15 protein-coding genes are annotated in these 20,378 nt (G+C 41.8%); 9 read left to right on the top strand and 6 right to left on the bottom strand.

Annotated features, from left to right (window positions below; genetic code table 11):
- Window positions 1-81: 81 nt before the first annotated feature.
- The gene (locus GS399_RS19385; protein ID WP_160846315.1) at window positions 82-1,695 is read right to left on the bottom strand and encodes an N-acetylmuramoyl-L-alanine amidase; all 1,614 of its coding nucleotides are present in this window, start codon (window positions 1,693-1,695) and stop codon (window positions 82-84) included.
- 3 nt (window positions 1,696-1,698) lie between these two features.
- Window positions 1,699-2,061, bottom strand: coding sequence for a BlaI/MecI/CopY family transcriptional regulator (locus GS399_RS19380; RefSeq protein WP_160846314.1), 363 nt, complete (start codon window positions 2,059-2,061; stop codon window positions 1,699-1,701).
- Window positions 2,062-2,822: 761 nt separating this feature from the next.
- On the opposite strand from GS399_RS19380, the gene GS399_RS21150 reads away from it, so the two are divergent.
- Window positions 2,823-5,162: a S41 family peptidase gene (locus GS399_RS21150; protein WP_160846313.1), complete on the top strand. Its 2,340-nt coding sequence runs from the start codon at window positions 2,823-2,825 to the stop codon at window positions 5,160-5,162.
- 19 nt (window positions 5,163-5,181) lie between these two features.
- Here GS399_RS21150 and GS399_RS19370 read toward each other — a convergent pair whose 3' ends face one another.
- The 3 genes from GS399_RS19370 to GS399_RS19360 form a co-directional block, all read right to left on the bottom strand.
- Window positions 5,182-5,574, bottom strand: coding sequence for a hypothetical protein (locus tag GS399_RS19370; RefSeq protein ID WP_160846312.1), 393 nt, complete (start codon window positions 5,572-5,574; stop codon window positions 5,182-5,184).
- Window positions 5,575-5,774: 200 nt separating this feature from the next.
- Window positions 5,775-6,164 carry a DoxX family membrane protein gene (locus GS399_RS19365; protein ID WP_160846311.1) on the bottom strand — a complete coding sequence of 130 codons (390 nt, stop codon included), beginning with the start codon at window positions 6,162-6,164 and terminating at the stop codon, window positions 5,775-5,777.
- A 114-nt stretch (window positions 6,165-6,278) separates the two neighbouring features.
- A complete protein-coding gene (locus tag GS399_RS19360) occupies window positions 6,279-6,554 on the bottom strand; it encodes a hypothetical protein (RefSeq protein ID WP_160846310.1) in 276 nt (91 codons plus the stop codon).
- A 202-nt stretch (window positions 6,555-6,756) separates the two neighbouring features.
- Between GS399_RS19360 and tal the strand changes: the two genes are divergently transcribed.
- The 4 genes from tal (at window position 6,757) to GS399_RS19340 (ending at window position 11,207) form a co-directional block, all read left to right on the top strand.
- Window positions 6,757-7,845: a transaldolase gene (gene tal / locus GS399_RS19355; protein ID WP_160846309.1), complete on the top strand. Its 1,089-nt coding sequence runs from the start codon at window positions 6,757-6,759 to the stop codon at window positions 7,843-7,845.
- A 379-nt stretch (window positions 7,846-8,224) separates the two neighbouring features.
- On the top strand, window positions 8,225-10,153 hold the full coding sequence (locus tag GS399_RS19350) for an alpha/beta hydrolase-fold protein (RefSeq protein WP_160846308.1): 1,929 nt from the start codon (window positions 8,225-8,227) through the stop codon (window positions 10,151-10,153).
- Window positions 10,154-10,417: 264 nt separating this feature from the next.
- Window positions 10,418-10,765, top strand: a complete 348-nt coding sequence (locus GS399_RS19345) for an MmcQ/YjbR family DNA-binding protein (protein ID WP_160846307.1) — start codon at window positions 10,418-10,420, stop codon at window positions 10,763-10,765.
- Between the two features lie 118 nt (window positions 10,766-10,883).
- A complete protein-coding gene (locus tag GS399_RS19340) occupies window positions 10,884-11,207 on the top strand; it encodes a MoaF-related domain-containing protein (RefSeq protein WP_160846306.1) in 324 nt (107 codons plus the stop codon).
- Between the two features lie 11 nt (window positions 11,208-11,218).
- Here the strand turns inward: GS399_RS19340 and GS399_RS19335 are convergent, their stop codons facing one another.
- On the bottom strand, window positions 11,219-11,641 hold the full coding sequence (locus tag GS399_RS19335) for a winged helix-turn-helix transcriptional regulator (protein ID WP_160846305.1): 423 nt from the start codon (window positions 11,639-11,641) through the stop codon (window positions 11,219-11,221).
- 95 nt (window positions 11,642-11,736) lie between these two features.
- Between GS399_RS19335 and GS399_RS19330 the strand changes: the two genes are divergently transcribed.
- The 4 genes from GS399_RS19330 (at window position 11,737) to tamL (ending at window position 20,371) form a co-directional block, all read left to right on the top strand.
- Window positions 11,737-12,390: an NAD(P)H-dependent oxidoreductase gene (locus GS399_RS19330; RefSeq protein WP_160846304.1), complete on the top strand. Its 654-nt coding sequence runs from the start codon at window positions 11,737-11,739 to the stop codon at window positions 12,388-12,390.
- A 138-nt stretch (window positions 12,391-12,528) separates the two neighbouring features.
- Window positions 12,529-12,945 (top strand): hypothetical protein, encoded by a 417-nt coding sequence (locus GS399_RS19325; RefSeq protein WP_160846303.1) that lies wholly within the window; start codon window positions 12,529-12,531, stop codon window positions 12,943-12,945.
- Window positions 12,946-13,023: 78 nt separating this feature from the next.
- On the top strand, window positions 13,024-18,072 hold the full coding sequence (locus tag GS399_RS19320; protein ID WP_202409519.1) for a translocation/assembly module TamB domain-containing protein: 5,049 nt from the start codon (window positions 13,024-13,026) through the stop codon (window positions 18,070-18,072).
- A complete protein-coding gene (gene tamL / locus GS399_RS19315) occupies window positions 18,065-20,371 on the top strand; it encodes a translocation and assembly module lipoprotein TamL (protein WP_160846302.1) in 2,307 nt (768 codons plus the stop codon). Before GS399_RS19320 ends, tamL begins: the two co-directional genes overlap by 8 nt.
- The last annotated feature ends 7 nt before the right edge of the window (window positions 20,372-20,378 follow it).

The following is a 20,378-nucleotide window of genomic DNA, read 5'->3' as shown; positions in this document are numbered from 1 at the left end:
TATTACCGGACGGGTTGCTTTTCATCGGATTTATTGATTAATGTAATTCGTAAAACAATACAACCTGTTAGCAACACCCAATCAACAACCTCCCATATTCTCATAACCATCCAAAATCAGGTTGCATATTTTTCTCAGATTTGCTTCACTGCTTAGGTAATTGAAATCTGCCTGGTTACTGATATTTCCAAGTTCAACTACTATGGAAGGCACTGTCGCTTCCTTCAAAACATATAAATCTTTGTTGATAAGAGAATTTTTAACAGGCAGGCCTGTTAAGTTTTTCAAGGATTTCAGAACACTGGCTCCAAGATCTTTCGACCGATCGGCTTTAGAAGACTCCGAAAAATATACTTCCAATCCGCTAAGGTCAGCTGACTGAATAGTGTTTGCTGTTGAAGACAATGTGTTATGATGAAGTGAAATAAAAGCGTTCGACCCTTTCTGTTTGGCAACGCGATCGCTTAGCGATAAAAACTCATCACCGCTTCTGGTTAGCATCACAATAATGCCTCTTTTTGCAGCTTCCTCTTTCAGGATTAATGCGGCCTTTAAATTCATGTCCTTTTCGGGGATTCCGGTGATACTTTTTGAAGCGTCATCTTTCCCGCCGTGTCCTGCATCGATCACCAGGACGCGCAGGCCGGCTGGGTTATTTTTATTTCCGCTTTGTACGTACCAAAGGTTCGAAATTTCATAAATATCCTCCTTAAATGATCCGACCGCGCTACCCGAACCGCTGTTCCTGTAGGCCGTAGTTTTTTGTGCAGATTGCACTTGAACCGAATCAGTTACATTCGTAGAAATCAAAACTTCTTTTTGATTAACAAACGCCATCGAACAAACGGCGATAATCGGTAACGTGGTAAAGTACATAAGTTTTTTCATCTTATTGGTTGGTTTTTTAAACAGCATACTGATCCTTTTTTTCAAAGGCAGTTTGCTGAATTGGTTGGTTAGTGAATATGTTTCGGATTGTGCTAAATTTAAAATCAGCCGGGCATAATCGCCTTTTTGGTGTTCTGCAGAGCTTAATTCGTCGGCTTCGAAATCATGATTGGCATCCATTGCATCAAGAAAAGCGTAAGCAAAAGGATTGAACCAAAGCACGCAAACACTGAGGTTTCCCAGAATCTTATCCAGGAAATGAAGCCTGCCTACGTGTACTAGCTCATGGTTGATGACCTTTGAGCGATCTCCATCATTCAGACTTTCGTCGATAAATACATAATTAAAAAAGGATGAATTTCTGAGCCTACTGGTCGGCGAAACCGAAATATAACGGATTCCATCCAGGCGTGTAAATTTTCGACCGGTCGCCAGCAAATAAAAAAAACCGCCGGTGAGTTTGAAAAATAAAAAAGCGACTCCGCATACGTAAACAACAAGCAGGAGATTTTTTAAGGGCAAGTATGAGTTTGGGCTACCAGGATCAGATGCCTCCGGATCTGTAAGCAACGAGATGTTGTTATGAATTACATTAACACCAGCCTTACCCACCGTTACGATTGGAACTGTTAGTTTTTTCTCGACTTGTAATGTCGTAGCCGGGATAACAAAACTCAATACCAGGGTCGACAGCAAATACCAGCGGTTATATTTGAAGAACGTGTAATTGGAGAAAAGAAAATGATAGAGCAGGTAAAACACCATCGTACAAATGGAAACTTTCGCCAGGTAAATCGATAGTTCCATACACTACGAATTTTGTTTGATGATCTCTTTGATTTCTTCCAGATCAGCCTTGCTTAATTCTTTTTCCTTTACCATGAAAGAAAGCAGGCTCGCTGCCGAATTGTCGAAATAATTGGAAAAGAATTTCCTGAACGATTGCTTACCGTAATCCTGTTTGCTCATCACCGGAAAATATTGATACGTTTTACCATAAGTTTTATATGACAGGTAGCCTTTTTTTTCCAGGATTCTTACAATTGATGAAATAGTGTTATAAGGTGGCTTTGGACTCTCGTCAAGCTCTTCGATAACATCTTTAACAAAGGCATGCTGCAGCTTCCAGAAAACCTGCATGATGCGCTCTTCCGCTTTGGTTAATTCTTCCATACCCAAAGATATAACTTAATTTTCAGTTATACAACTTATTTTTACGTTATATAACGTATCCACACGTTATTATACTATGTATTAAAGCTGTTCGAGATATTTCTTTCAATGGCCGGCTTTGTCATCGCACCATTGCTGCGTATTAATATCTATAAAGTCGAAGTATGGAGAACACCAAACGCCGGTGAAATGATTAAATAGAAGTTTAGGTAAGAAAGTTTTATTAAGATCTGAAAAGGAAGTTCCTTGTAAACCGGGACCAGGAAAAGATGACAAAGATAGTTTATACCAAACACCGGCAACGACATGGCATTAACAAATAATTAAAAATTAACTTTTTTCAATCTAGCTCGTCTATTATCCATGTTTTGATTTCAATAGTTGGACAAGAGATGGACAAAGTATGGACCATGTATGGATAATATTTGAAATAATTAAAGCACGTCGCCGGTACTGAAGCAATGACAGATTAAGTGTTAATTAATTTCAGGCAATGAATCTGATTGCCATTTGCGTAGACATTGCGCTATACTTGAAAGAAAAGTACGTCAGGCGGGTAAGGGGCCTTACAGGTAGCATAAAGAAACTTTGCCGAATAATTCCGAATTTGTGTTTCAGGAATGCTGCTGGAAAACACCTGTATAAAAATAGGTGTTTTACACGGGATAAAAAGGGTGATTTACATCAGGGAAATTGGGATGAAAGCGAGCATTTTGCATTACGAAATTCACAAGTTTCATGCTCTAAACGAGGGTGTCCCAGTGAGTGAAACATTTCGCAACAGTTGGTCTGGCAAATTCACCTCGATGCGTATGTTCGTAGAACAAGGTCATACGAACAAGTCGAGTAAAAGGGTAAATAAATTACTTGACATGGTCGTAAAACGAATAATTTATCTGGTCGTAGCTCTAGCCTTAGCTTGCGATTGCCTTATTGCACAACCAACAAACCGTCAAGAAAGAAACCTGATAGCTTTTTGCAAATTATACGGTTACATACGTTTTTTTCATCCTTCGGATGAAGCTCAAAACGTATCCTGGCCAAAGTTCGCTATTTATGGAGCTAAAGAAGTTGCGAATATTCAAAGCGATGATGTTCTTATCAAAAAGTTAAAGGTTCTTTATCTTCCGCTGGCGCCGTCCATGAAGCTGGATTTCACAAAAAACCATGCAAGTTTTAAGCAAAACCGAAACCAAGTCATTAAGCCGGAAACCAATCCAATTTACTGGCAGCATGAAGGTGTGAAGCTTCCCGAATTCAATACCATTTATAAAAGCGTTCGGGTTAATCGAAGGAATGGATTTCAGGAAGATGCACAGTTCATTCCGCTATTTGTACTAAAGAAAAACGACAAAATCACAGGCAAGTTATTTACGTTTAAAGTGCTTATGCGGGGTGACACAACTGCTAGTCAACCGAGTTTACAGATCGGAAACTCAAATGGGTTAAATGGTGTTAAAAAAAGTGACCTAACCAACGTTGGTGACAACTATATCGGTCGGAAGGAAATGAGTTACACGTTTAACGGAAAGATTGCAAAAGACTCCAATATGGTAATAGGTCTTACTTTTGATGGCAAGTCGCCAATATCAATAAATCAATCACAGTTATTTATAGATGTCGACGGTAAATTAACTGAGCAAACAAACGCGATCGGTGATAGCGAAAGTGCGCTTACAAGTTTTCCTACTACAAAACGTTCAATTATTATCCAAACCACTAAAAATGATGCGCCGCTATTTTTGCAGCATCCAGAGTTGGGAGAAACGAACATGAGGGAAATTGTTCCAGGAATTACTTGTTCAATTCCTTTAGTTGTATCAGGGTCGGATAGCCAAACCTTTCCCTTAGGCAACATAAAGTTATTAAAAACATTAAATCAATCTATAGATCAGACTATTCCAGATCAAATCGGTGGCCAGTCGCGCGGAAGATTGTTAGAATTTCGATTAGGTGACGTCATCATTACATGGAATGCATGGAAGCATTTCTTCCCGTACTGGAAAGATGCAAGTTTATCGCCCGATAGGTTACTGCATGAATCGTTTAAGCGAGCTTTTGCCGACAAAACAGCGGTCGATTTCTTTCATACTTTAAAATGGATGGGAGCCCAGTTAAACGACGGACACATTTTTACATCGTTTTACGATAAAAAAAATATTGAAGATGAAGCTTCTGCGCCTTTAACTTTTACGAAAGCTAAAAATAAAGTTTTAGTAAGCTATATACTGGACAGTGTTTTATTTAAAGTGCTTTCTCCTGGAGACCTTATAGATTCAATCGACGGAATGCCAGCAGAAAGCTTTTTGAGATCGCGCGAGCAGTTTATTTCAGGTTCGTGGCAATGGAAAGAACAAAAAGGACTTTTTACTTTAACTAACGGCCCTAAAGACAGCTTTCAGGATTTTGTTGCGTTACATGACGGCAAATCAGTAAAGATTAAGATTAAAAGAACGCTTCCTGGCGTCGAATATCGGAAAGGCTGCTTTATGCTGACTCCTAAATTAAACGGAGAGATTGCTGGAAACTGCTTTTATTTCAACTTAACAGAAGATTCAGTTATGCATCGGTTGGCTCAATTTGAACCTAGGTTAGTGAACGCCAAGGCTATAATTTTTGATGTGAGAGGCTATCCCTCTGAAGATGTCTATCCTGTTATTTCCCATCTGATAGATAAGCAAATAACTAGCGCTAGCTTTCATACCCCACAATTAATCTACCCTGACTTTGAGAAGTCTGAGTACAAAACAGATAGCCTGACGATTACACCATCGACAAAAAAGTATGGCGGCAAGATATTTTTCCTGACCGACGCCAGTGCGATGAGCTACGCGGAGTCTTTTTTAGGCTTGGTAAGAGATTTTAAATTGGGAAAATTAGTTGGTAGAGCTACCGCAGGCACTAACGGGAATGTTAACTTTATTAGTTTACCCGGCGGATATCGAACTTCATTTTCAGGAATGCTTGTAACAAATAATGATGGCTCAACTCAACATTTGAGAGGTTTTGTACCTGATATTTGGGTAGACAGCACGGTGGAGGGAATTAAAGATGGTCGGGATGAAATCCTTGATCGAGCCATGCAGGAGGCTGTTAAGTGATTGTCTGATATTAAAAACTTCATTTAAAATTCTGAAGTGATAATCTCGGATCTCCCTGACTGAGTTCTTCCAATTGTGCTGGGTCTGTCACGATTATTCCCGGCTTGTCTTTGTAATCAATCAACTTACCGGAGACTACAACCGGTTTGCCTTTTAACTTGCCGGCTGGCTTGAAAGCAAATTTTTGTATATCAGCGGGGCGAATCATTACTGTTAATAAATGATTTGGGAACACACCTCCTAGATTCAATAGCATTATACCATTATTTAACACTTGTACTCCAGAAACCTTATCAATGATGGTTACAGAATCTCCAATGTGTTTCGATGCTTCCTTGACAGCAATCTTAACTTGGCTAAAGGATGCGTTACAAACAAAGGCCAGAATATAAATAAAAAGAAGTTTTCTCATAATAACCAAGATACAAACTTCTCTAGTCAGCTGTTTAACCGCCACGAAATTTAAGAGATTTAGCCTCAATACTACTCAAGCTGTTTGCAGCTCGCATCATGCTTTTTTTTCTATCTGGCGGAAGCTTTCCGCGCAGGGTAAGGAGTACTTGTGCTTGATATATATTAATGAGCAGAAATATATTCCATGAATAAGATGAGCTACACTTCTGCTTTCCGTACAAACATGCTTTGATAATACGTGCGATAGGCATATCCCAAAAAAAGATTCGTACCGAGCAGTATAACGCCCATATACCAGCCAGACGGCACTAAAATGGTATGAAACAAAAAGACGTTGACACTGATGGGAAACAAAACGACGGCAGAGAATGGTGCATACCTGTTGATCAACAGCGAGATTCCTCCTGTTATCTGTAGAAACTTCATCATTGGATAAAAATAGCCCGCTGCCATGAGTCCGCTTTTAAAGGCAGCGGTTGCCCCGGTATGATTTGGCTGATAAGGGATAAAATGCAGAAAGAAATCTAAGCCGAAGATCAGGTAAATTAATCCGAGCACTACCCTGGAAATAACTGTCGCAGTTTTCATTAAGGTTAAAGATAGCCACTAGCCGTTGCATAAACAAGATGTATGCAATCCGTCGCCCGTACAATGAATCGATTCCTGCCAGCACCGGCTGGTCTGAACGCAGCGTCAATATGGTCACCATTCATCTTCTTCCCAGATCAGGTCCTTCCCTTCGTAACCAATATACACGGTGTGTCCTGCAAAAGAAATTTCATAAGGTTCATTCTCCGGAACATCGATACCTTTTAAGCTTGATACGATTAGTCTTCCGAGCTCGATTATATGTGATTTCAAATCTTTGATCTCTTTATCCTTTAACTGCAGGTCATGTTTTGATTTCCGCCGGGCGACAAGCTGGCCTTTGTATTGAGCCATGTCCCTGACGTATGTTACCAGTTGTTCGTCTGCCATCTAAATCTTTTTTAATTAAATATAAGAATTGCCAACCATCGCCATACGGTAAACAGCAAATAAACGACGCTGACGTGCCAAAGTTGTGAATTTCTAGCATAGGTGTTAGTCCCGTATTGCTCCGGCCAAATACGATTACTAAAACATCGCGTTCTGCAGTTAGTTATTAAAGAAGCGTTAGCAAACAATTATAGCTTCTCTTATGGAAAACAGGGTTAAACATATTCACGATCTGGGCCAAAGTATCTGGCTCGATTTTATTGACAGGGAAATCTTGAGCAGCGGCAAACTGAAGCAGCTCATCGATGAAGACGGCATCCGCGGCGTAACTTCTAATCCGGCTATATTCGAAAAAGCGTTCAGCAGCAGTGACAATTACCAGGCCGATATACGGAAACTTATAGCAGAAGGAAAAAGTGATGATGACATCTTTTATGCTTTAGCGATCCAGGATATACTCAATGCTTCTGAAGTGTTGAAACCGGTTTATGAAGATGAAGAAGTGAAAGGAGCCGACGGATATGTCAGCCTGGAAGTTTCGCCTGAACTGGCGCGGCACACACACCGGACCATCGACCAGGCGCTTGACCTATGGAGGCAGCTGGGTCGCGAGAACGTTATGATAAAGATTCCGGGCACTGCGGAAGGTTTGCCGGCGATCCGTAAGGCTATAAGCGAAGGCCTGAACATCAATGTAACGTTATTATTTGGTTTGCCGCGGTACAAGGAAGTTACTGAGGCTTACATACAAGGCCTGGAGGATCGTCTTGCCTCCGGCAGGAGTATTGAAAACATTGCCTCGGTTGCAAGTTTTTTCCTGAGCAGAATCGATTTGCTGGTGGATCCTTTACTTGCTGAAAAGGGAGCTCCTGAATTAAAAGGAAAGATTGCCATCGCATCCGCCAAGAAAGCTTACGAGATCTATCAGCAAGTGTTCGGCAGCGAACGCTGGAAAAAACTTGAAAGTAAAGGCGCAAAACCACAGCGGTTATTGTGGGCCAGTACCAGCAGTAAGGATCCGTCTTTTAAAGACACCAAATACGTGGAAGCACTGATCGGCCCCGATACGGTAAATACTGCTCCGCTTGAAACAATCGAAGCTTTTCGGGACCACGGGATTGCTGAGGTTACCCTTACCGAAAACCTGGCGGAAGCAACAGCGGATCTTGAGAAATTGAAATCCGCCGGCATCGTCATAGATCAAATTACCAGCCAGCTGGAAAACGAAGGGATTGAGAAGTTTAAAAAACCTTACGCGGCCGCGCTTGCGGCAATTGCCAAACAACGGTAAACTTTTCGTTTAATGCCATTAAGTGACAAGTCAGCTTATCTAATGCCCGAACGAATGTAATCCATTCAATGCTGTTTTGCGTATGACAATTCAGTTATATGGTCACCGTTTAAATCGTGTCCATCTTGGCAATAATACGTTTATCAATTTCCTTTAAAGCATGGCCGCTCCGTTCTTATTATCCCGCCACAGTGACCGTCGAAAAAAATGCGATGCAATCGGTTACGAATTAAAATATTACTTAATTTTAGTTCAATAATTGTCAGAATAACAATTGTATTAATGGAAATGAATTTCAGCTATTAGGGTGTAGCAATTTTCGTTTACCTGTAATAGTTTGCAGCCATTGTCTAAACAAATAGTTACTTAAAGCCAATTCATGAAACAATTTATCTTTTGCCTAATCGCCCTTCTATTGTGGAACAAGGCTAATTCCCAGGAAATTGCAAAACACGCGCCTGCCGGTTTTGATTCTGTTCGCACAGGTATCCCTCATGGAAAGATTGATACGATCAGTTATAATTCCAAAACTGTAGGTACAATACGCAGGGCGATCATCTACACGCCGCCGGGATATTCAAAAAAGAACAAATATTCTGTGTTGTACCTGCTTCACGGTATTGGCGGCGATGAGAAAGAATGGCTGAAAGGCGGCAACCCGCAGGTGATAATGGACAACCTGTATGCTAAAGGCAAGGTTGAACCAATGATCATTGTCATGCCGAACGGTCGCGCTATGAAAGACGACCGTGCTGTCGGCAATGTTTTCGACAGCGTCAAAGTTCAGGCATTTGCCAATTTTGAAAAAGACCTGTTGAACGACCTCATTCCTTACATTCAAAAAAACTTTCCCGTTTATACCGACAAGATGCATCGTGCCATCGCAGGGTTATCAATGGGTGGCGGACAATCATTAAATTTTGGTTTAGGTAATCTTGACAAGTTCGCCTGGGTAGGCGGCTTTTCATCTGCTCCAAATACAAAAACTCCAGAGCAACTAGTGCCGGACCCGCGAAAAGCAAGGCAGGAATTAAAATTGTTGTGGATCTCCTGCGGCGATGCTGATGGCCTTATCAGTTTCAGCAAACGAACACATGATTACCTGCAAAAAAATGATGTGCCACACATCTACTATATCGAACCTGGTGTGCATGATTTTAAGATATGGAAAAATGGTTTATATATGTTTTCGCAGTTTCTTTTCAAACCGGTTGATCCATCAAAATTTTCGCAATACACAGTGTTAGGTACACCCGCTTCTACCAATGTGCGAAACAGCAAATATCCGCAGATTTTGCCCGATTCAAGAGTGGTGTTTCGTATAAAGGCGCCGGATGCACAAAAAGTGCAGGTTGATCTTGTAAAGAAATATGATATGCTAAAAGATAGCGATGGCGACTGGACTGTAACGACAGACTCGATCAGTGAAGGTTTTCACTATTATTCACTAATTATTGATGGTGTTGCCACTACCGATCCCTCCAGCGAGACGTTTTATGGCATGGGCCGTATGGCAAGCGGCATAGAAATACCTTTTAAAGGAGATGATTATTATGCATTAAAAGACGTTCCTCATGGCGATATCCGCATCAAAAACTATTACTCGGCAGTCACTCGTTCATGGCGGCAACTGTACATCTATACGCCACCCGGCTACGACGAAAAAACAACCGAAAAATATCCGGTGCTCTATATTTTACATGGTGGTGGTGAAGATGAACGCGGCTGGGCGACACAAGGAAAAACAGATCTGATTTTAGATAACCTCATCGCCGAAAGCAGGGCAAAGCCAATGATTATCGTAATGCCGGATGCCAATATTGGTGAAGGCGGTTTTAACGCCAATGGGATTGAAGGCGCCTTAAAAATGTTTGAGAATGAGATGAAGCAATCGATAATTCCTTTTGTTGAGAAAAATTATCGTGCAAAAACAGATGCGCATAGCAGGGCGATTGCAGGGTTATCATTGGGAGGACTGCACACCTTGTACACCGGCGTCAATAATACAAATATGTTTGCTTATCTCGGTGTGTTCAGCTCCGGCTGGATTGTCCCGATGATGAGTAAGCTAGCCGATGAACAGTATAACTTTATGAAAACGAATGCCGACAAGATTAATACTAACCTGAAAGTATTCTGGTTTTCTGAAGGCGGCGAAGAAGATATCGCTTACAACAACGGTCAGATAATGCTTAGGAAATTAAATGAGTTGAAAGTAAAGCATATCTACAATGAATATCCCGGCGGTCATACCTGGCCGGTTTGGCGCGATAACCTATACAATTTTGCACCCTTATTATTCAAGTGATAAACCATCATGCAATAAAAATAATATCGTGAAGCCTTATTTAAAAGCCACTCTTTTTACTTTGAGTGTTATGTGTAAGCAGCTATTGCTTCGCGTAAAAAAGCGACAGCAGATTTCAATTCATTATTTGGAAGCCACCCATTTTTCTTTGGGTATCTGTGTAAGCGGCTATTGATACGCAAAAAGCGATGGCAGATTTCAGTTCCTCCGCATTTATCAATCATTTCTTTTAGTTTCGCCTGTTGTAGCATCATTACACGAAACATGGACATTGAAGATATCCGGAAAATTTGCAGTTCAAAGCCAGGTGCAACCGAAAGCATTAAATGGGAACATGACCTTGTATTTTCTGTCGGAGAAAAGATGTTCTGCGTGATAGGTTTAGACCAGTCGCCAACAACGGCTTCATTCAAAGTAACTGATGACGAGTTTGAACAGCTGTCTTCCTCCCCCGGTTTTAAACCAGCTCCGTATGTGGCAAAATACAAATGGGTGTTTGTCGAAGATATTAACACAATTTCGCAGGACGACTGGATCCGCTATATTCATCAATCATACGAATTAGTTAAAGCAAAGCTGCCACTTAAAATAAGGAAACGGCTGGAAATTTAACCGGGTTTAAACATCGCCTTCAGCTCGAAACCTTGTCGCGTAACACCCTGATTTGTCGCAATAGCACCTTCAAAATACCAGTTATTGCGGGTAACTTTATTTTACAAAATCATGAATCATGCAAATCATCGGGAACGAATTTTTAGTAGAATTTGGAATGGCAAAAGCCAGGTTGCGTATCGATAGCGAAACAAGCCTGACATTTACTATTCTTGAAAAAGACGGCAGCAAAGTAGAAATTTCTGAAACTGTGGAAACCAAAATGACCGAAATAAGACCACAGCTTTTCCTGGTTACCTGGCAGGAAGAAAGCGGCACCACCGTTACCCAAATCCAGGACTATGAGAACGGCGAGGTTTATTCGAACTGGACATCCCCTTCCGGGGAATTCAAAAACGTTAAGGGAACGCTTAAGCCTTTAGCTCATATACAAACCGGTTAAAATACTTCATTCTAACCTTTCAGTATATGCTCTTCCCTTGAGCGGAGAATCTGTTCCATATTTCTGTTAGCCCATTCAGACAAGGGGATCAACTGCAAAAGCAGGCTTTCACCCATCGAAGTGAGCTGGTACTCCACACGCGGCGGCACTTCTGCATAAACGGTTCGTGTTATTAATCCGTCTTCTTCCAAATTGCGTAATGTTACGGTAAGCATGCGCTGCGAGATACCTTCTATCTCTTTTTTCATCTCACTGAAACGCATCTTCCCAGCCTTTCCAAGGAAAATAATAACGTGCATTGACCATTTATCACTTATCCTTGCGATAATGTCAGTCACCGGGCAATGCTTAATTGTCGCATGTTTGTCAGAAAAATGCTCTTTTATTTTCCTGCTGCCTTCGCTTTGCGGTTTTGATCCAATAGTTACTTCCATACAACTGAGTATTAAAAATGTGCCTTCTTGTCGCTAACAAAAATCGGCAATACCTTTGAGTTATCAAAAGTAACTATTGTAAAATTTCAATAAAAATGGATTTAATATCAGCACTTAACTGGCGCTACGCAACAAAGCGAATGAACGGAGAAAAAGTTCCCCAGGAAAAAATAGAGAATATATTAGAAAGCGTACGTCTTTCGGCGTCGTCTATCGGTTTGCAACCATACAATGTTATCGTGGTTGAAGATCCGGCCGTTAAGGAAAAGATCAAAGCTGTTGCAAACAATCAGCCGCAAATAGCCGAGGCTTCGCATCTGTTAATATTTGCGGCCTGGGATACCCTTACCGAAGAAAAGATCGACAATTATATCAATCTTACGGCTTCTACCCGTAATATGCCGGTTGAATCGTTAAGCACGATTAAAGGATACCTGTCTGCAATATTAAAAAACACTCCGGAACAAAATTTCAACTGGATGGCGCGCCAGGCTTACATCGCGTTTGGAACGGCCATCACTGCGGCAGCTCTTGAACAGGTTGACGCAACGCCTATGGAAGGGTTTAACGGTCCGGCGTTAGACGAACTGCTTGGCTTAAGTGAACGCGGTTTGAAGAGCGTTACAATTTTAACCCTGGGCTACCGCGATACAACGACCGACTGGCTGGCACCCATGAAAAAAGTTCGTTATCCGAAAGAAGAACTGTTTGTCAATATTACTGATTCTGATCTAAAGGAAGCTGTTTAATAAGGTCTCGGCCACATAATTTCTACGACTTAAAGTTCATAAAAACTTAATAACTTTTTTTTAGTTATTACTTTGATTTGACAATGAAGTTTCGTTAACTTCATAAGCACTAATCAATAACTAAAAACGAGGAACGGTATGAGCTTTAAGTTGTATGTAATTTTAGTTGCAGGAATATTGATCACATCATGTAAGTCCATGAACCTCGCCGATAGAATGGGCGTCCTTGGCACGAACAGCGGCGAATCATACGGAGCCATGGTTGGTAAGCAAGGTGGGAATCCGGTAATTGGTGCTACAATCGGTAAAGTGCTTGGTTCATGTACCGCAAGCTTCATTACCTCGAAATTCCAGGCCTCACCTGAAAAAAAAATGAACCGCTTGTATATTATTGACGGTGAAACACTTCGCGCTAAAGAGGCGCAGCTAAAACTTCAAAACATCCTGCCAGCAAATATCGACACACTTCAGGTTCTTTCTAACGCGGAAGCTACTGCACTCTATGGCAATAAGGGCCAGCACGGAGCCATCGTTATCAACTTGAAAAAAATATAAACTTCACATAAAGTTTTGCACTAAACAAACATTTAACCGCCTTTTTGAATTTATTAGATAGAATTCAAAAACGCTACCTTGAAAAAAGTCGGTTTACTTTCTCTTAAAATTCTTCTTTGGATTATTGGAAGTATTATATTCCTTTTACTTCTGATTTTTGTGCTGATACGCGTACCTGCCGTGCAAAATTTCGCGCGTCAGAAGGCCGTTTCTTACCTGGAAGGTAAAATCGGCACAAAAGTAGAAATAAACCGCATCAGCCTTGATCTTCCAAAACTTATCGTGCTAGAGGATATTTATTTCGAAGATCAAAAGAAAGACACCCTTTTAGCAGGAGACACTATTCGCGTGGATGTAAGTTTATTGAAACTCCTACACAACAAGCTCGAAATTAACGAACTGGATTTTCGTGGTATAACCGCTAACATCCAGCGCACTCCCGACAGCGTTTTCAATTTTGACTATATCACAAAAGCCTTTGTAAGCGAACAAAAAAAGGAGCCGAAACCGGAGGATACTACCTCTACCATGAAGTTCTCACTGGATAAGATTAACCTTGACCGTATCCGTGCCCGGTTTAAAGACGCCATTACTGCCAACGATGTGGACGTTTATCTCGGTCACTTCGACACACGCGTTAAGGAATTTGACCTGGACAAAATGAAATTCAATGTCCCTAAAATCAAGCTTTCAAACGTTTATGCCAAAGTAATTCAGGGGAAGCCAGCGGCAACGCCGGAACCCAAGGCAGTTGACTCTATAAAGGCAGCGGAGCCTATGAACATGGATCTTGCCTTAAAAACCATTGATCTCGATCGTATCAAAGTAGACTATCGAAATGATGTCTCGGCAATGAAAACAAATGTCAGTTTAGGCAGGCTGTTGGTTGAAACAGATAAGATCGACCTTAAGAAACAGCTTATTAATCTTAATACTATCGCCCTGCAAAATTCCGACATCCTGTTCCAGCTCGGCAAAACACAACAAGCTAAGATTGTCGCCAATGAAGCGAGCAAAGAAGTTGAAGTACAAGCTAATAACTGGAAGGTAACATTAGCAAACGCCGATTTCTCAAATAACAACATCCGTTTTGACAATTTCAATATGCCGGTCCAAAAACAAGGGCTTGATTTCGGGCATTTGAATATTAAGAATTTCGGACTTAAAGCTGAAAACTTTGTTTATGCCATAAACACCATTTCAGGAAATATTAAGGACGGACATTTCAGCGACCGCAGCGGTTTTGATCTTCGCAAAATACAAACGGACTTTTTTTACGGAAGCAAGCAAGCCTATCTAAATAATCTTTACATCGCGACTTCCAGATCGGTACTCAGGGACCGTATACGCCTTAACTATCCCTCTATCGAAAGCCTATCGAAAAATCCCGGTGAAATGCGTGTGGATGCAAACCTTGCAGGGAGCAAACTTGGATTTAAAGATGTTATTCTGCTCGTGCCGTCGCTGGCCGGAACCAATCCGTTTAAGAGCAATCCCAACGCCGTTTTAACTATTAACGGCAAAGTGAACGGGCAGGTAAAGAATTTGAATATCCCAAGCCTGGAAATTTCAGGTTTCCGCAGTACACATATCCTGGCTTCGGCAAAGATCACTGGTTTGCCTGACGTAAACAAAGCCTTCTTTGATTTGAACATCAAAGATTTCAGCACAAGAAGCTCTGACCTGGCAAGCTTTGTGCCGCCAGGAACACTGCCGCCGTCTATCCGTTTACCGGAAGCTCTAAAACTAAATGGCACTTTCAAAGGCGGGATAACCAATTTTGCTACAAATCTGAATCTGAATTCAAGCTTTGGCAGTGCAAAGGCAATTGCAAGTTATAACGCTGTCAGGAAAGGGAGCGAACGCTATAAAGCTAATGTCCGTTTATTCAACTTTAACGTTGGCCGGCTGATTAAACAGGAGAAAACGATCGGGCGAATAACACTGGCAGCAAATGTCGATGGTGTAGGAACCGACCCGAAAACGATGCGTGCAAATTTGAATGGAAAGGTGTTTAAAGCCGACTACAATAATTATACATATCGGAATCTAAGTTTAAAAGGCTCATCACAGGCTGGCGTTATCATCGCGAAAGCTAACATGCTAGACCCGAACATTACGTTCGATATGGCTGCAAAAGCTAATATGAACAAAAAGTATCCGCAGATAAAGGCTGATCTTATGGTCGACAGCGTCAATTTACAAAAGCTTAACTTTTCGAAAGAGGACATCCGTTTCCATGGCAAATTAGCAGCGGATCTGCCAACTGCCGACCCTGATTACCTGAACGGAAAAATTCTGCTAACCCAGGCCCTACTCGCTAAATCCGGCCAGCGTTTTCAAATGGATACGGTAAGTATTGTCTCAACAGCAACTGCGGACAGCAATACACTGGCCTTAAAGTCAGAACTACTAAGCGCAAATGTTCGTGGTAAATATAAGCTGACTCAAATCGGTACGGCGCTCCAGGATCTCATCAGTAAATACTATTCGACATCGACAGTAAAACAAACGGTTAAATACTCACCTCAGTACTTTACGTTCAACGCTAAATTGGTAAATGCTCCAATCCTGGCAAACTTCGCCCCTGATCTTAAAGAGCTCGCAACAGTTACAATGAACGGAAATTTCGACAGCCGTTCCCAGCAATTAAACTTTAACGCATCGGCGCCAAGAGTTCTATATGGAACTAACGATGTGAACAATTTGCAAATGCGTATCAACACCGATAATAACGCCCTTAATTATTCAGTAACGGTTGATAAGCTAGCTGCATCGCAAATCCAGATACTTAATACCAGTATTTCCGGCAACGCAAAAGATAATGTTATAACTACTGCTATTGAAATAAGGGACAGTAAGAAAAAAGATCACTATCGCATTGCAGGATCGTTAAAAGCACTTTCCGATCTGTACGAGTTTAGCTTAAACCCTGATGGCCTACTTCTCAACTATCAACCATGGACGGTGGCACAGAACAACTTGATTCGTTTTGGTGCCGGAGGTGTCGAAGCACGCGATTTCAAGCTATCAAATAACAACCAAAGCATAAGTATTAACACAATTCCTGCCGGGCTAAACAATCCCATGAAGATCGATTTCAGCAATTTCCAGATCGAAACGATTACACAAATGGTCAAAAAGGATTCATTGCTGATTGGAGGAACCATTAACGGAACGACAACAGTCAGCAACTTCCAGGCATCCCCGGTATTTGTGGCAGATATGAATGTCGACCACTTTAACTTCAAGGGAGATACGCTGGGCAATATCGCAATTAAGGTAAATAACCAACAAGCGAATACCTATGCGGCCAATGTGAGCATCACCGGCAACGGCAACCAGGTTGATTTGACAGGAAATTATTATACCGGCACCAGCTCAATGGATATGAACCTGAATATCGCTAACCTGAACTTGAAAAGTATCCAGGGCTTCACAATGGGAAATCTGAAAGATGCCACAGGTGCGATAACAGGACAGTTATCAATTAAGGGAACTGCTTCAAGTCCGCAGGTATTGGGCGATGTCAACTTCAAACAGGTTGGCTTCCGTATTGCGATGCTTAATTCATACTTCCGGATAAATAACGACCGCATAAGCTTCAACGATCAGGGAATTAATTTTGACAAATTTACGTTACTCGATTCAGCGGGAAACAAAGCTTCAGTCGATGGCATGGTTTATACGAAAAACTTCACCGATTACCGCTTTGACCTTGACGTGCGGGCAGACGATTTCCAGGCACTTAATTCAACTGCAAAAGACAACGAATTATTTTATGGCAAACTGTTCTTTAACACCCGCTTGAAAATCAAGGGTGATATGAACCAGCCCAATATCGACGGAAGTCTGAAAATTAATGATAAAACGAATTTCACAGTTGTACTTCCCCAATCGGATCCGGGAATTGAAGAACGGCAGGGAATCGTAGAGTTCGTTGACATGGATAACCTGGAACTCGCAAGCGCTCTTACTTCGCAAAAAGATACGACCAAATCAGCCTTGAGCGGCCTTGACTTCTCAGCTAATATTGAGATTGATAAAGGCGCAGTGTTTAACGTAATTGTTGACCAGGGAACCGGCGACTTTTTGCAGGTACGCGGAACTGGGCAGTTAAATGCTGGCATGGATCCAAGCGGCAAGATCTCACTTACCGGAACGTATGAACTGGAAGAAGGTGCTTACAATCTTTCGTTCAATTTCATTAAGCGCAAATTCGATATCAAAAAAGGAAGCACACTGACATGGACGGGCGAGCCGACAAGTGCCAATGTAAACGTAACGGCGGTATATGTGGCTAACACTGCACCAATCGACCTAATGGAAAATCAATTGTCGGGAACGGCATCTGAAAACAATCGTTATAAACAAAAATTGCCGTTCGATGTGAACCTCACAATGGAAGGCGAACTGATGAAACCGCAATTTACTTTCGCGATTGATCTTCCTGAAAAAAGCTATAACGTATCGTCTGATGTAATATCATCTGTCAGGACGCGGCTGGACCAACTCGAAACCGAACCATCTGAACTCAACAAGCAGGTTTTTGCACTGCTCCTGCTGAACCGCTTCGTCGGAGAAAATCCGTTCGCATCAAGCGCGGGTGGAACAACGCCAGAATCGATGGCCCGCCAAAGTGTAAGTAAGCTATTGTCGGACCAGCTAAACAACCTTGCCGGCGGCCTGATCGAAGGAGTTGATTTAAACGTTGGCCTTGAAAGCAGCGACGACTATACCACTGGCGAGCGTAAGGACCGGACAGATCTTAACGTAGGAGTATCAAAACGTTTGTTAAGCGATCGGCTGAAAGTATCGGTTGGAAGCAACTTCGAGCTCGAGGGACCAAAACAGGCAAACCAGTCGACAAGCAACATTGCAGGAAATATTGAGGTAGAATACCAGTTATCAAAGGATGGCCGCTATCTTATCAGAGGTTACCAGAAAAATGAATACGAATCGGTCATCCAGGGCCAGGTGATTGAAACAGGCCTCGGGTTTACACTAAACGCCGATTACAATAAGTTCAAGGAACTCTTCGCAAAAAAATCTAAAGAGGATAAAGCCCGGAAACGTGCTGAGAAAGAAAAAAAGAAACAAGAAAGACAAGAACGTAAGAATGACTAAACCGTTTAAATACACGCTCCTACTTTTTATCTCATTACTGTTGGGCGCATGCAGCGCTACGAAATATGTTCCTGAAGGCGATCAGCTTTACATTGGCGGCAAAGTAAAAGTTGACGATAAAGACGTTAAAAAGAAAGAAAAGAAATCCCTTGAAAGTGATCTTACCGGTTTGTTAAGGCCTAAACCCAATGGCTCGATCCTCGGCCTTAGGTTTAAGCTGCTTTTATATAACATGAAAAGTAAGTCGGGAAAAGGTATAGGGAGCTGGATTAGCCGAAAATTTGGTGAGCCTCCAGTGTTATTCAGTTCGGTAAAAGTTGATTATAACCGGCAAGTTGTTCAGAACCGGCTCGAAAACCGCGGTTATTTCAGATCACTGGTTAGTGCTGATACAACAATAAAGTCTAAAAAAGCGAGCCTGACTTACCATGCATTCGCAGGCCCTCAATACCTTATCAGCGGTGTTCACTTCACGTCTGACAGTTCAGACCTCGGGAGAGCGATAAACGGCGCCGCGCCCCAAACGCTATTAAAAGTCGGCGAACCTTACAGCTTGGATGTCATCAAAACAGAACGTGAACGTATTGATAGCAAATTGAAGGAAGAAGGTTTCTTTTACTTTAGTCCGGATTATTTACTTGTACAGGTTGACAGTACTGACGAAAAGCATAAAACTGAATTGTATGTAAATATCAAAAATACTACACCTGAGAAGGCTCGCGACATTTACCATATCAATGATATCTATATCTATCCAAATTACACTTTAAGACAGGACTCTGTTCCGGCTACCCGCATCAGGCAGTATAAAGATTTTAAGATTATAGATCCGCGTAAAACTATACGGCCCCAGGTTTTTGACCAAACGATGTTTTTCAATAAAGGTGATATTTACAACAGAACCGATCACAACCTTGCACTTAACCGGCTGACGACGATGGGGCCTTTCAAGTTTGTTAAAAATAAATTCACAGATGTTGCGGGCACGGATTCCTCTTTACTGAATACCTATTATTATCTCACTCCCTATCCAAAAAAATCAATAAAGCTCGATCTGACAGGAAAAGTTAACTCGGCAAACTATACCGGAAGCGAAGTGCAGCTCAGCTGGCGAAACCGGAATGCCTTCAGGGGCGCAGAACTGCTAACAGTTTCAGCTTATGTTGGAACCGACTTCCAGTTTTCGGGGGCAAGCACCAGTGCCAAAAACATTTTCAGATATGGCGCACAGGCTGACCTTTCATTTCCGCGTTTTATTACGCCGTTCAATATTAAGTCTTCAAGCGCTTTTGTACCACGAACCAAAATTACTTTAGGTTACGATTTTCTCAAAAAGCAAGAAAGCTACACCTTAAACTCATTCCGCACATCATTTGGATATACGTGGAAAGAAAATATCAAAAAAGAACACACGCTCAACATTCTTTCGGTAACGTATGTAAAGCCATCGAAAGTTACCGATGAATATCTTTCAGAAATACAAAACGACCCTACTCTTCAGCATGTTATTGACAGCACTTTTATTATAGGCCCGAATTATAATTTCAATTACACCAATACAAACGAAAGCTTCCGGACCAACACATTTTATTTTAATGGAAATGTAGATCTCGCCGGAAACATCATCGGTTTAGTCCAGGGTGCTGATTACTACACTAACCGAAAGAAAATTTTCAACGCGAACTATGCTCAATATGTACGGCTCGAAGCAGACTTCAGGCATTATCTGAAATTGGGAACCAGTTCGTCATGGGCGAACCGCGTTATTGCAGGATATGGTTACGCTTACGGTAACTCAGCTAGCCTGCCTTTCGTCAAGCAGTTTTTTATTGGCGGAACAAACAGTTTGAGAGGTTTCAGAGCCAGAACACTGGGACCAGGAAGCTACAGGGATCCGAAAATCGGAACTGATAGCATTGTCACCGATCAGGCCGGAGATATAAAGCTCGAATTCAACACAGAATATCGTCCAAAATTGTTCAGCGTAGTTCGTGGAGCGTTGTTTGTCGATGCCGGAAATATCTGGTACCGAAACAACGATCCGAATGCCCGGTCTACAGAAGAGGCACAACTAAAAAAATTCGGAAAAGACTTTATGAATCAACTTGCGGTTGACGTCGGCGCAGGTTTACGCTTTGACCTTTCATTCCTGGTGTTACGTACCGATTTTGCCTTCCCGGTTCGCAAGCCATGGTTGCCTGAAGGACAGCGCTGGGTGTTTAACGAAATCGATTTTGGAAGCAAAAGCTGGCGCAGCGATAACCTGGTTTTCAACCTCGCTATCGGCTACCCTTTTTAGCCGTAGC

This window comes from Hufsiella arboris (assembly GCF_009834875.1).
Classification (GTDB): Bacteria; Bacteroidota; Bacteroidia; order Sphingobacteriales; family Sphingobacteriaceae; genus Hufsiella_A; species Hufsiella_A arboris.
This window is presented reverse-complemented; position numbering and strand designations above follow the sequence as displayed.

Excerpts from the sequence above, each read along its gene's own strand:
- GS399_RS19340 (WP_160846306.1), top strand. The coding sequence starts at position 10,884 with ATGCAAATCATCGGGAACGAATTTTTAGTAGAATTTGGAATGGCAAAA.
- GS399_RS19330 (WP_160846304.1), top strand. The coding sequence starts at position 11,737 with ATGGATTTAATATCAGCACTTAACTGGCGCTACGCAACAAAGCGAATG.
- GS399_RS19325 (WP_160846303.1), top strand. The coding sequence starts at position 12,529 with ATGAGCTTTAAGTTGTATGTAATTTTAGTTGCAGGAATATTGATCACA.
- GS399_RS19360 (WP_160846310.1), bottom strand. The coding sequence starts at position 6,554 with ATGGCAGACGAACAACTGGTAACATACGTCAGGGACATGGCTCAATAC.
- GS399_RS19370 (WP_160846312.1), bottom strand. The coding sequence starts at position 5,574 with ATGAGAAAACTTCTTTTTATTTATATTCTGGCCTTTGTTTGTAACGCA.
- tal (WP_160846309.1), top strand. The coding sequence starts at position 6,757 with ATGGAAAACAGGGTTAAACATATTCACGATCTGGGCCAAAGTATCTGG.
- GS399_RS19350 (WP_160846308.1), top strand. The coding sequence starts at position 8,225 with ATGAAACAATTTATCTTTTGCCTAATCGCCCTTCTATTGTGGAACAAG.
- GS399_RS19365 (WP_160846311.1), bottom strand. The coding sequence starts at position 6,164 with ATGAAAACTGCGACAGTTATTTCCAGGGTAGTGCTCGGATTAATTTAC.
- GS399_RS19335 (WP_160846305.1), bottom strand. The coding sequence starts at position 11,641 with ATGGAAGTAACTATTGGATCAAAACCGCAAAGCGAAGGCAGCAGGAAA.
- GS399_RS19345 (WP_160846307.1), top strand. The coding sequence starts at position 10,418 with ATGGACATTGAAGATATCCGGAAAATTTGCAGTTCAAAGCCAGGTGCA.
- GS399_RS19385 (WP_160846315.1), bottom strand. The coding sequence starts at position 1,695 with ATGGAACTATCGATTTACCTGGCGAAAGTTTCCATTTGTACGATGGTG.
- tamL (WP_160846302.1), top strand. The coding sequence starts at position 18,065 with ATGACTAAACCGTTTAAATACACGCTCCTACTTTTTATCTCATTACTG.
- GS399_RS19380 (WP_160846314.1), bottom strand. The coding sequence starts at position 2,061 with ATGGAAGAATTAACCAAAGCGGAAGAGCGCATCATGCAGGTTTTCTGG.